This window comes from Brevibacterium pigmentatum (assembly GCF_011617465.1).
GTDB lineage: Bacteria > Actinomycetota > Actinomycetes > Actinomycetales > Brevibacteriaceae > Brevibacterium > Brevibacterium pigmentatum.
This window is the reverse complement of the sequence record NZ_CP050153.1, coordinates 2,439,969-2,452,243: the sequence shown is the minus strand read 5'-3', so window position 1 is coordinate 2,452,243 and position 12,275 is coordinate 2,439,969. Positions and strand designations below refer to the sequence as shown.

Below are 12,275 nucleotides of genomic sequence, written 5' to 3'. Positions count from 1 at the left end.
AGACTGGGATAGACTGTTACGCCTGCATAAGTGAACACAGACAATTCAATGCTCGGTTGAGCGAGAGAGGACTTAGACATGGACATCGACCTCAATGTTCTGCGCGTCATCGAACGAGAGCGTGAGATTCCGCTGGAAACCCTCATCGAACTCATCGAACAGGCGCTCTTCCTCGCCTACCAGAAGACCGAAGGGGCCTGGCCCGACGCCCGCGCCGAACTCGACAAGTCCACCGGCGAGGTGCGCATCCTCGCCGTGGAATTCGACAACGACGACAATCCGATCGGCGAGTTCGACGACACTCCCACCGGCTTCGGCCGGATCGCCGCCCAGACTGCTCGACAGGTCATCCACCAGCGGCTGCGCGATGTCGAAGACGAGACGCTGCTCGGCACGTTCAAGGGCCGTGAGGGCGAGATCGTCTCCGGCATCATCCAGCAGGGCCGGGACCCGCAGATGGTCCAGGTCGACATCGGAGACGTCGAAGCGGTGCTGCCGCCGCACGAGCAGGTCCCCGGCGAGACCTACGCCCACGGCACCCGCCTGCGCGTCTACATCGCCGACGTGCACAAGGGAACGAAGGGCACGTCGGTCACCGTCTCCCGCACCCACCCGAACCTCGTGCGCCGACTCTTCGCCCATGAGGCCCCGGAGATCGCCGACGGCACCGTCGAGATCGTGTCCCTGGCCCGCGAAGCCGGCCACCGCACGAAACTCGCCGTGCGCGCCACGAAGCCTGGAGTCAACGCGAAGGGCTCGTGCATCGGCGAACTCGGCTCCCGCGTGCGCGCGGTCATGAACGAACTCGGCCAGGAGAAGATCGACATCGTCGACTACTCCGACGACCCGGCGAAGTTCATCGCCCACGCGCTGTCCCCGGCCAAGGCCAAGAGCGTGGAGATCCTCGACGCCGCCGCACAGGAATCCCGCGCCGTCGTCCCCACCGACCAGCTCTCCCTGGCCATCGGCAAGGAAGGCCAGAACGCCCGCCTGGCGGCGAAGCTCACCGGCTGGAAGATCGACATCGTCGCAGGCGAGTAGCCTCATGCAGTGATTCGCACCACTGGCCCCCTTGGCGCGCGCGGGGGTGGCGGTGCTGTAGAATCATTCATTGTGAATGTTGGTGATGGACCCGTAAGGACGTGCATCGCCTGTAGGCAGAAGGCCGGTCGGGACGAGCTGACACGCTTCGTGTTCCGCCCCGATCAGCACCCCGCCGTCGTCCACGATGTGTCAGCGACACTGCCGGGGCGTGGTGCGTGGGTGCACCCTGACGAGAAGTGCCTGAACAAGGCCCTGACCACTGCCGCCTTCGCTCGATCCTTTCGAACGAAGATCACCGCCTCGGACCTCCCGAGGCCGGACACCGAACCCAAAGAGAACGGGTAGCCGAATGGATGACAAGTTGTGAGTGTCGCACGATGACACCCAGACGGAATTCGAGAGAGCAGTGAGATGAGTACTGCTCTTCATTGATGAGGTTCTTTCCTGACCGGGAAAGAACCCGGACAGGAGAACTGTGGCAAAGCCCCGTGTCCATGAGCTCGCGAAAGAGCTCGGCACAACAAGCAAGAACGTCCTCGAAAAGCTCCAGGACATGGGCGAATTCGTTCGCTCCGCCTCTTCGACGCTCGAAGCGCCCGTCGTGCGCCGCGTGAAGGAGGCCTTCGCCGATTCCGCTCCCGCCGGTGGTGAGAAGTCCGCTGGCGCGAAGAAGGCCGCCAAGCCGGCCGCGAAGCCCGGAGCCCCGAAACCCGGTGCGAAGCCCGCACCCAAGCCCGCCGCGAAGTCGGCTGCCAAGCCCGGTGCTTCGAAGCCTGCTGCTTCGGCAAAATCGGCCCCCGCCGAGGATGCCGCCCCCGCTGCGAAGTCCGCACCGAAGCCCGGCGCCAAGCCGGCCGCCAAGCCGTCGACTCCGAAGGCCGCAGAACCGACCGAGGCTCCCGCAGCCGAGGCCAAGCCTGCTGCCTCCTCGGCGCCGAAGCCCGGCGCGCCGAAGCCGGCTGCCGCGCCTAAGCCCGGCGCCCCGAAGCCCGGAGCGCCCAAGCCGGGTGCCCCGAAGCCCGGTGGCCGTGGTGCCGCGCGTCCCGGCAACAACCCCTTCGCCTCCTCGCAGGGAATGCCGAAGCCCGGTCGTGGACCTAAGCCCGGCGGTCGTTCCGGCGGTCAGGGTGGTCAAGGCGGTCAAGGTGGACAGGGCGGACGCCCCGGCAACAACCCCTTCGCACCTTCGCAGGGAATGCCGAAGCCCGGTCAGAAGCAGCGCGGTTCCGGTGAGGAATCCTCCGGCGGTCCGCGTCCGGCACCTCGCCCGGGCGCACCCCGCCCCAACCCGTCGATGCTGAAGAACTCGGCACTGAACAAGCCCGCTCCCGGCCGCGGTCGCGGTGGAGGCGGCCGCGGAAATGCCCCCGGCGGCGCACCCGGTGCACCGGGCGGCGCTCCAGGCGGTCCTCGTCGTGGACCCGGCGGCGGTCCCGGTGGTCGCGGTTCAGGTCGCGGTCGCGGAAGCACACAGGGTGCATTCGGCCGCGGCGGCGGCCCCCGTCAGAAGGGACGCAAGTCGAAGCGGGCGAAGCGCGCAGAGCTCGAGCAGATGCAGGCTCCGTCGGTCGGTGGCGTCACCGTTCCGCGCGGAGACGGCAATACGCCGCTGCGTCTGCGTCGCGGCTCCTCGCTGGCCGACTTCGCCGAGAAGATCAACACCGATCCGACGAACCTCGTGACCGTGCTCTTCCACCTCGGTGAGATGGCCACGATCACCCAGTCCCTCGACGAAGCGACCTTCGAGGTCCTCGGTGAGGAGCTCGGCTACAAGATCGAGATCGTCTCGCCCGAAGACGAAGACCGTGAGCTGCTCGAGACCTTCGACATCGACCTCGATGCCGAAGCCGCAGAAGAGGACGATGAGGATCTGCAGGCACGTCCGCCGGTCATCACCGTCATGGGTCACGTCGATCACGGTAAGACCAAGCTGCTCGATGCGATCCGTTCGGCCAATGTCGCCTCCCGCGAGGCCGGCGGAATCACTCAGCACATCGGTGCCTACCAGGTCGAGGTCGACCACGAGGGGCAGGAGCGCAAGCTCACCTTCCTCGATACCCCTGGTCACGAGGCGTTCACCGCCATGCGTGCCCGTGGTGCGAAGTCGACGGACCTCGCGATCCTCGTGGTCGCCGCCGACGACGGCGTCATGCCGCAGACGATCGAAGCTCTCAACCATGCTCAGGCGGCCGATGTGCCGATCGTCGTGGCTGTGAACAAGGTCGACAAGGAAGGCGCCAACCCCGCCAAGGTCATGCAGCAGCTGACCGAATACAACCTCGTGGCCGAAGAGTACGGCGGCGAGACCATGTTCGTGCCGATCTCCGCGCTTAAACGCGAGGGCATCGACCAGCTGCTCGAGTCCGTCCTGCTGACCACCGATGCGGCCCTGGACCTGCGGGCGAACCCCGACAAGTCCGCTCGCGGCATCGCGATCGAGGCCAAGCTCGACAAGGGCCGCGGTGCGGTTGCCACCGTCCTCGTCGAGTCCGGCACCCTGCGTCAGGGCGACGCCATCGTCTGCGGCACCGCCTACGGACGTGTGCGTGCGATGTTCGATGAGAACGGCAATGTCGTCGAGGAGGCCGGACCCTCCCGCCCCGTGCAGGTGCTCGGTCTGTCGTCCGTGCCGCGCGCCGGTGATTCGTTCATCTCCACCGATGATGATCGCACGGCTCGCCAGATCGCTGAGAAGCGTGACGCCATCGAGCGCAACGCTGCTCAGGCTCGCGGTCGCAAGCGCATCAGCCTCGAGGACTTCACGAAGGCTCTGGCTGAGGGCAAGGTCGACATGCTCAACCTCATCCTCAAGGGTGACGTCTCCGGTGCCGTCGAAGCACTCGAGGATTCGCTGCTCAAGATCGATGTGGGCGACGACGTCGACCTGCGGATCATCCACCGCGGCGTCGGTGCGATCACGGAGAACGACATCAACCTGGCCACGGTCGACAACGCGATCGTCCTCGGCTTCAACGTCCGTCCGGAAGCGAAGGCTCGCGACCTGGCAGACCGCGAAGGCGTCGACGTCCGCTACTACTCGGTCATCTACCAGGCGATCGAAGACATCGAGTCCTCGCTCAAGGGCATGCTCAAGCCCGAGTACGAAGAGGTCCAGACCGGTACGGCGGAGATCCGCGAGGTCTTCCGTTCCTCGAAGTTCGGCAACATCGCCGGCTCGATCGTCCGCGACGGCCTCATCAAGCGTAACTCGACCGCTCGCGTCACCCGCGACGGAATCGTCATCGGCGACAACGTCCACATCGAATCGCTGCGTCGGTTCAAGGACGATGCCACCGAGGTCCGCGAGGGCTACGAGTGCGGTATCGGACTCGGCAAGTTCAACGACCTGCGCGTCGGCGACATCATCGAGACCTTCGAGATGCAGGAGAAGCCGCGCGACTGATCGGTCGCGGAGCGAGTCGCACCCGGTGGCTCGTCAGCGCAGCAGCGCTGACGAGGACAAGGATGGGGCTCATACCGTGAATCGATGGCTCCGGTCGGCCCCCGGATGGGGGACCGGCCGGAGCCGGTTCGATTCCACAGCTAATATAGGGCCGGAAGAGTTGTTCCGGCCCCGAACAGAAGGACACACGTCATGGCAGACTCGACACGGGCCCGCAAGATCGCCGACCAGATCAAGGTCATCGTCGCCAGCACCATCGAGCGCAAGCTCAAGGATCCCCGCCTCGGATTCGTCACCGTCACCGATGTGCGCGTGACCGGCGATCTGCAGCACGCCACCATCTTCTACACCGTCTACGGCGACGACCAGGACCTCGTCGGCACCGGTCATGCCCTCGAATCGGCCAAGGGCTTCATCCGCTCCGAAGTGGGCAAGGGGCTGACGATCCGTCTGACCCCGAGTCTCGAATTCATCGCCGACGCCGTCCCCGAGGCTGCCGCCCGTCTCGACGGACTGCTCGCTCAGGCTGCCGCCGACGACGCCCGCGTGGCCGGGTTGGCCAAGAACGCACAGCATGCAGGTGAGTCCGACCCGTACAAGAAGAACGACGACGACTGATCGTCCTATCCGGCCGACCCGGGCATCGCGCCTGGTCATCGGGGGAGTGCGAGCGATCGCCGGATGCGGGCCCGATTTGACCTTCGTCACGTCGGAAAAAAAGTTCTCGTAACAGTTTTGTTATCTTTCCGAGATGTCGTAGACTTTTTGCGGTAACGAAATGATTACGACTCTGTTAAGGGAATTCTGCATTGGGTAAGCACTCCTCACCGAAGCCGTCGTTTGCGAAGCAGCTGATCCGGGATCTGACTCCCGGCAAGCGCCCCGCCGGACGACGCGCAGCGAATGCGCCGTCCTCGGCGACTTCCGTGCTGGCGACCGTCAAGCAGCGTCCAGTCGTCGCCGCGATCGCCGTTCCTGCAGCCGCGACCGCCGCCGTCGTCGGTTCGACCGTTGTCATGGGGCCGCCCGAGTCCGGCAACGTCACCACCGAAGCCGCCTCGACGACGACCCCCGAGGAGTCGACCACTTCCTCGACCGTGAGCCAGAAGGAGCTTGACGCCGAACGCAAGAAGGCCGGCGAAGAGTACCTGGAGAAGGTCAAGGACGACCCGAAGTACAAGAACAAGTCCTCGAAGACCGACCTCGAGGTCAAGGCTCCGCCGAAGCCCAAGCCGACCGCGGAATCCTCGGCCGCTGCGAAGACGAGCGACGATTCGTCCTCCGATGAGAAGTCGAGCGATGAGAAGTCCTCCGGCGAAGGCGAAGGCACCTCTTCGGACACCTCGGCTCCGCCGTGCAGCGTGTCCTCCTCGATCGAGTCCGGTCTGCTGCCGAACGCCGTCAACGGCTACCGTGCAGTCTGCGCGAAGTTCCCCGAGGTCAAGACCTTCGGCGGACGTCGCCCCGGCACCGGCTCGGATCACAACACCGGTGAAGCCGTCGACATCATGATCAGCGGCGCCACCGGCGACCGCATCGCCGAGTACCTCATCCAGAACCAGGGCAGCCTCAACGTCAAGTACGTCATCTGGGAACAGCGCATCTGGATGCCCGGACAGGGCTGGAAGGCCATGGAGGACCGCGGTGACGCAACCGCCAACCACTTCGACCACGTGCACGCGTCCTTCAACTGATCCCTGCCTTCGTGAGCGATTCTTCCCCGCAGGGCATCCTCGTCTGCGATAAGCCGCAGGGCCTGAGCTCCCACGGCGTGGTCTCCCGCATCCGCCGCTGGTTCGGGACGAAGAAAGTCGGCCACGCCGGCACTCTCGACCCGATGGCCACGGGTGTCCTCGTGCTCGGCCTCGGCCGCGGCACCAAGCTGCTCACCTATATCACCGGGGTCTCGAAGACCTATTTCGCCACCATCCGTCTGGGGTCATCGACCCCGACCGATGATGCCGATTCCGAACCCGATCGGTTCGCCGAGCCGACCGATCTTGCACGTGTCGACATTTCTGCCATCGAGGCCGCCGTGGCCAAACTGCGCGGTCCCATCGACCAGGTGCCCAGTGCTGTCTCGGCGATCAAGGTCGACGGCAAGCGCTCCTACGCCTGCGTCCGCGCCGGCGAGGAGGTCGAACTCAAGGCTCGCCGCGTCGAGGTCTCGGAGTTCGAGATCATCGACATCCGTTTCTCTGCCGATAAGGGGCATATCGATGTCGACGTCGAGGTCGACTGCTCGTCCGGCACGTATGTGCGCGCTCTTGCCCGTGATATCGGCACCGACCTCGGTGTCTACGGCCACCTCACCGCGCTCAGGCGGACTCGCGTCGGTGATTTCCATATCGACCAGGCTGTGACCCTGCCCGAGGACCTCGACGTTCCCTCGCCCGCCCTCATCTCCCTCGCCGAGGCGGCCCGCACTCTTCTGCCTGTCGTCACCGTCGATGTCGACCGGGCCAAGGCGCTCATGCAGGGCAAGACCGTTGCTGCTGGCGACTGGCGTGCCGACGAGGCTGCTATCGCCTCGCCCTCCGATTCCGGCAGTGCTGACTCGGGCGCCGGCTCTGGCGCCGACGACTCAGCGAACCGCGAAGTCGCCGTCGTCTGCGACGATGCGCTCGTTTCTGTGGCCGAAGTGCGTCGGAACGGCGGTCTCAAGTCGTTGACGGCCTTCGCCATCGACCTCGCCTGAGCGTTTCGCCGGTCACTTCACTGAGCGTTCCGCTGGCTGCCGCCCAGTAACAACGGAAACAGTTGTAATCATGAATTACAACTTAAATGGTTGTTATTCTCGATGTCATCTGGTCTACTGGTCCTATGTTCGTCTTGACCATCGACCAGCAGGATTCGCGTTCGACCGCCGACGCGGTGCCGCGTATCCTCGATGCGCTCTCTCCGATCGATACGGTCGTTCCCTTCGCCCGGACCATCGGTGACGAGGTCCAGGGGGTCCTGGACGACCCCGCTGCCGTCGCCGAGGCGGTGCGCCGAATCGCCATCGACTCCGGGTGGCATATCGGCATCGGCATCGGTGAGGTCGAACGACCTCTGCCCGAGACGACCGCCGAGGGCAGGGGAGCAGCTTTCTATGCAGCCCGTCAGGCGGTCGAAGAGGCCAAATCCGCACCCGCTCACCTCGTCGTGTGCGCCGACCCGGATGGTGAGCATCGTGAGCTTGCGGAGGCGGCCCTGCGCCTCCTCGTCGGCACTCTGACCGATCTGCGCAGTCACTCCCGCGGGTACGTCGGTTTCCGCCTCGATCACCCCGATGCCACTCAAGCCGAGATCGCCGCCGAATTCGACGTCTCCCAGCAGGCCGTCTCCCGCGTGCTGGCGGCTGGTCCCGCCGACCTCGTCGCGGGAGCCGAGCGTCTCGCCCGGCACCACCTCGCTCAGCACCAACCCGCTCAGTACCAGCCCGCCCAGTCGGAAGGGGCCGCGCATGTGGACTGAAGTGCTCGTCGCCGTCGCCGCCGCGGTCGTCGCTGCGTTCATCGGCTGGCCGCTGGTGCCGCTCCTCCTCCATTTGACCCACTCGGGTCCGGGAGCCAAACCCGAACGGACGGGAGCCGAGGACATCGAAGTCCTGCGCGGCGGACTGTGGATCGGCATCGTCGAGCGCGCACTCGTCGCCGGAGCGATCGTGCTCGGGAGGCCCGAACTCATGGCCGTGGTCATCGCGGTCAAAGGCCTCGGACGCTTCGCGGAGATCAAGTCCTCGGCGGCGGCGGGGGAGCGGTTCATCATCGGCACCTTCGTCTCGATCGCCCTGGCCTCCCTCCTCGGCGTCATCGGCTGGGCGATCATCGCCTGAACCGTCCTCCCGCCTCGGCGAGGTGCGGGTTAGGAGGCGGAAGATCTCTGCGATAATCTGAGTCGGTGCACGGAAGGAGCGAATGTCTGGTGGAGCTGTATCACGGACTCGGTGAAATCGAGGTCGACGCTGTCGGCACCGTCGTCACCCTCGGCAACTTCGACGGCGTGCACCGCGGGCACCAGACGGTGCTGACCACTGTCGCCGCCCTCGCCCGGCGGGAGCGCCTGCGCTCGATCGCGATGACCTTCGACCCGCACCCGCGCACGGTCCACCGTCCCGAAGATCCGACCGTGATGATCACTTCGACCCGGCAGCGCGCCGATCTCATCGCCGCCACCGGCATCGACGGACTCCTCATCCAGCCCTACGACCTCGACTTCGCCGCCCAGTCGGCCGAGGAATTCGTGCGCCGCTACTTCGTCGAAGCCCTGCGCGCGAAGATCGTCGTCGTCGGCGACGATGTCCGGTTCGGCAAGGACAATGAAGGCACGATCGAGACGCTGCGCCGCCTCGGCGAGAAATTCGACTTCCGGACCGAGACGATCGACGAGGTCGGACGCGGGGGACGGTATTCGTCCTCCCGGATCCGCGAGCAGCTGAGCGCCGGTGATGTCGCCGAGGCGGCCGACCAGCTCGGGCGCTACCACGCACTCCACGGCACCGTCGTCCACGGCGATGCCCGTGGACGCGACCTCGGATTCCCGACGGCGAACCTCTCCGAGAATCCCGACGGGCTCGTCCCCGCCGACGGCGTCTACGCCGGCTGGGCGACGTTCACTGGTGAGGACCAGTCGTACCCGGCCGCGATCTCCGTGGGCACGAACCCGACCTTCCAGGGACAGGTCCGACGGGTCGAGGCGTACGTGCTCGACAAGGAATTCGGCGAATTCGACGTCTACGACCGTGAGATGACTCTCGAATTCGTCTCCCGCATCCGCGGGCAGGTCGCGTTCACCGGGATGGACGACCTCATCGTGCAGATGCATGAGGACATTGCCGATGTGCGCGAGGTCCTGCACACCTGATAAGCTGATCTCTGCCGTTTTCACCGGCCGCGGTCCCATAGGGCAGAGACTTCAGGTCCCTGCGCCGCGCAACGACACGAAGGAGAACTCCATGGCTCTCGACACCGCTGTGAAGCAAGAGATCATCAAGGAATATGCAACTCATGAGGGCGACACCGGTTCTCCCGAGGTCCAGGTTGCCCTGCTGACCCGCCGGATCATCGACCTGACCGAGCACTTCAAGGATCACAAGCACGACCACCACTCGCGTCGTGGCCTGCTGCTCCTCGTCGGCCAGCGTCGCCGCATGCTCAAGTACCTCGCGAAGGTCGACATCGAGCGTTACCGTTCGCTCATCAAGCGCCTCGGCCTGCGCCGCTGATTCGAGTCTGCTGATCGGCACCGTCTGATCGGACCGTCTCGAACTGTTCGGAAGCGTCCCACCACTCGGTGGGGCGCTTTCGTGCTTCTGCGGTAGACTCATGCGTGGACGCACATGCCATGGACGTTTCGGTCTTCGGTAGTGGCCTCCGGAGGATTGTGCGCTGACACCGGCTTGCAAAGGCAAGCGGCTGGCAGCTCCGGTTCCGTGGGCCCCGATCGATGACCGGCGTGGATCCATGCATCGTCCACTGCCAATATCCCGCCGGAAGGGCGCGGGGCTTCGCACTGTGCAATGCAGAGCGCTGCCTCTTCGCGCCGAGGGGCCTCCCTCGAGCGTTGCAGGTCCTGCGATGACCGCCGCGCACCGGCACAAACTAGGAGACTACGTGGGACTCAACCCTGAATCCGCCGTTGCCCATATCGACAACGGCAGCTTCGGCAAACACACCATTCGCTTCGAAACCGGACGACTTGCCCAGCAGGCCGCCGGATCCGCCGTCGCCTACCTCGACGACGACACCATGCTGTTCTCGGCCACCTCGGCCGGAAAGAATCCCCGTGAGGGCTTCGACTTCTTCCCGCTGACAGTCGACGTCGAAGAGCGCATGTACGCCGCCGGCCGCATCCCCGGCTCGTTCTTCCGCCGTGAGGGACGCCCCTCGACCGATGCGATCCTGACCTGCCGCCTCATCGACCGTCCGCTGCGCCCCTCGTTCGTCAAGGGCCTGCGCAACGAGGTCCAGGTCGTCGTCACCGTGATGTCGGTCAATCCCGACCACATCTACGACGCTCTGGCCATCAACGCCGCGTCGATGTCGACTCAGCTCTCGGGTCTGCCGTTCTCCGGCCCCATCGGCGGTGTGCGCATCGCGCTCATCGACGGCCAGTGGGTCGCCTTCCCGAACCACTCGCAGCTCGAGGACGCCGTGTTCAACATGGTCGTCGCCGGTCGTGTTGTCGGTGACGACGTCGCCATCATGATGGTCGAGGCCGAAGCCACCGACAACGCCATCGACAAGATCAAGACCGGTGCTGCTGCCCCCACCGAGGAGGTCGTGTCCGAAGGTCTCGAAGCTGCGAAGCCGTTCATCGCCGAGCTCTGCCGCGCGCAGTCCGAGCTCGCCGATCGCGCCGCGAAGCCGACCGTCGAATTCCCCGTCTTCCGCGACTACGAGGACGACGTCTTCGAAGCGGTGAAGGAACTCGCCGAGGCGAAGCAGACCGAGAACTTCACGATCGCTGACAAGCAGGAGCGCGAAGCCGCCGGTGCCGCACTCCTCGACGAGCTCTTCGAGAAGCTCGGAGAGCGCTTCGAAGGCCGTGAGAAGGAGATCGCGAACGCTCTCAACGCCCTGACCAAGCAGGTCGTGCGCAAGCGCATCCTCACCGAGCAGGTCCGCATCGACGGCCGTGGGCTCAAGGACATCCGTCCGCTCACCGCCGAGACGAACGTCATCCCGCGTGTGCACGGTTCGGCGATCTTCGAACGCGGCGAGACCCAGATCTTGGGTGTTACCACCCTGAATATGCTCAAGCTCGAGCAGACCATCGACTCGCTCTCACCCGAGACGTCGAAGCGCTACATGCACCACTACAACTTCCCGCCCTATTCGGTCGGTGAGACCGGCCGCGTGGGCAGCCCGAAGCGCCGCGAGATCGGCCACGGCGCTCTCGCCGAACGCGCCCTCGTGCCAGTTCTGCCCAAGCGTGAGGACTTCCCGTACGCGATCCGTGAGGTCTCCGAGGCCCTCGGCTCGAACGGTTCGACCTCGATGGGCTCGGTCTGCGCCTCGACGCTGGCCATGCTCTCGGCCGGTGTGCCGCTGCAGGCGCCCGTCGCCGGCATCGCCATGGGTCTCGTCTCCGACGTCATCTCCACCGACCAGGGCGAGCAGACCGCATACGCGGCTCTGACCGACATCCTCGGTGCCGAAGATGCCTTCGGCGATATGGACTTCAAGGTCGCCGGCACGCGTGACTTCATCACCGCGATCCAGCTCGACACCAAGCTCGACGGCCTTCCCGCCTCGGTGCTCGGTGCCGCACTCAAGCAGGCCCGCGAAGCACGCATGGTCATCCTCGACGTCATCGCTGAGGCCATCGACGCCCCGGCCGAGATGGCTCCGACGGCTCCGCGGATCATCTCCGTGAACATCCCCGTCGACAAGATCGGTGAGGTCATCGGGCCCAAGGGCAAGATGATCAACCAGATCCAGGAGGACACGGGCGCGGACATCAGCATCGAAGACGACGGAACCGTCCTCATCGGTGCCACCGACGGACCGGCCGCCGAGGCCGCCCGCTCGATGATCAACGCGATCGCGAACCCGCAGGTCCCTGAGGTCGGCGAACGCTACCTGGGCACCGTCGTGAAGACGATGAGCTTCGGCGCCTTCGTCTCCCTGACCCCGGGCAAGGACGGCCTGCTGCACATCTCCGAGCTGCGCAAGCTCAATGACGGCAAGCGCGTCGAGGACGTCGAGGACGTCGTCGGCGTGGGCCAGAAGGTCCAGGTCGAGATCACGAAGATCGACGACCGCGGCAAGCTCTCGCTGGCCCCGGTCACCGATGACGACGAGAACTCGGACGAAGAGGGATCAGACAACTGATACTGAAT

The 12,275-nt window shown here is 65.5% G+C and carries 11 protein-coding genes; all 11 read left to right on the top strand.

Features of this window, described 5'->3' with window-relative positions:
• The first annotated feature begins 78 nt into the window (after nt 1-78).
• The 11 genes from nusA to GUY30_RS10975 all read left to right on the top strand — a co-directional run bounded on the left by nusA (nt 79) and on the right by GUY30_RS10975 (nt 12,267).
• Complete coding sequence (nusA, locus tag GUY30_RS11025) at nt 79-1,041, top strand: transcription termination factor NusA (RefSeq protein WP_101547295.1); 963 nt, start codon at nt 79-81, stop codon at nt 1,039-1,041.
• A 9-nt stretch (nt 1,042-1,050) separates the two neighbouring features.
• On the top strand, nt 1,051-1,389 hold the full coding sequence (locus tag GUY30_RS11020) for a YlxR family protein (protein WP_323127749.1): 339 nt from the start codon (nt 1,051-1,053) through the stop codon (nt 1,387-1,389).
• A 130-nt stretch (nt 1,390-1,519) separates the two neighbouring features.
• Nucleotides 1,520-4,447 (top strand): translation initiation factor IF-2, encoded by a 2,928-nt coding sequence (infB, locus tag GUY30_RS11015; RefSeq protein ID WP_167197349.1) that lies wholly within the window; start codon nt 1,520-1,522, stop codon nt 4,445-4,447.
• A 192-nt stretch (nt 4,448-4,639) separates the two neighbouring features.
• The gene (rbfA, locus tag GUY30_RS11010; RefSeq protein WP_167197346.1) at nt 4,640-5,065 is read left to right on the top strand and encodes a 30S ribosome-binding factor RbfA; all 426 of its coding nucleotides are present in this window, start codon (nt 4,640-4,642) and stop codon (nt 5,063-5,065) included.
• 191 nt (nt 5,066-5,256) lie between these two features.
• Complete coding sequence (locus tag GUY30_RS11005; RefSeq protein WP_167197343.1) at nt 5,257-6,141, top strand: VldE C-terminal domain-containing protein; 885 nt, start codon at nt 5,257-5,259, stop codon at nt 6,139-6,141.
• 11 nt (nt 6,142-6,152) lie between these two features.
• Entirely contained in the window at nt 6,153-7,145 is a 993-nt protein-coding gene (gene truB, locus GUY30_RS11000) for a tRNA pseudouridine(55) synthase TruB (RefSeq protein ID WP_167197340.1), read from the top strand.
• A gap of 125 nt (nt 7,146-7,270) precedes the next feature.
• Nucleotides 7,271-7,906: a hypothetical protein gene (locus GUY30_RS10995; protein ID WP_167197337.1), complete on the top strand. Its 636-nt coding sequence runs from the start codon at nt 7,271-7,273 to the stop codon at nt 7,904-7,906.
• Nucleotides 7,896-8,267 carry a hypothetical protein gene (locus GUY30_RS10990; protein WP_167197334.1) on the top strand — a complete coding sequence of 124 codons (372 nt, stop codon included), beginning with the start codon at nt 7,896-7,898 and terminating at the stop codon, nt 8,265-8,267. The genes GUY30_RS10995 and GUY30_RS10990 overlap by 11 nt, the downstream gene beginning before the upstream one ends.
• A gap of 89 nt (nt 8,268-8,356) precedes the next feature.
• Nucleotides 8,357-9,295, top strand: a complete 939-nt coding sequence (locus GUY30_RS10985; RefSeq protein WP_167197331.1) for a bifunctional riboflavin kinase/FAD synthetase — start codon at nt 8,357-8,359, stop codon at nt 9,293-9,295.
• 91 nt (nt 9,296-9,386) lie between these two features.
• Nucleotides 9,387-9,656 (top strand): 30S ribosomal protein S15, encoded by a 270-nt coding sequence (gene rpsO, locus GUY30_RS10980; RefSeq protein WP_101547286.1) that lies wholly within the window; start codon nt 9,387-9,389, stop codon nt 9,654-9,656.
• A 388-nt stretch (nt 9,657-10,044) separates the two neighbouring features.
• Entirely contained in the window at nt 10,045-12,267 is a 2,223-nt protein-coding gene (locus GUY30_RS10975; protein WP_167197328.1) for a polyribonucleotide nucleotidyltransferase, read from the top strand.
• Nucleotides 12,268-12,275 lie beyond the last annotated feature (8 nt).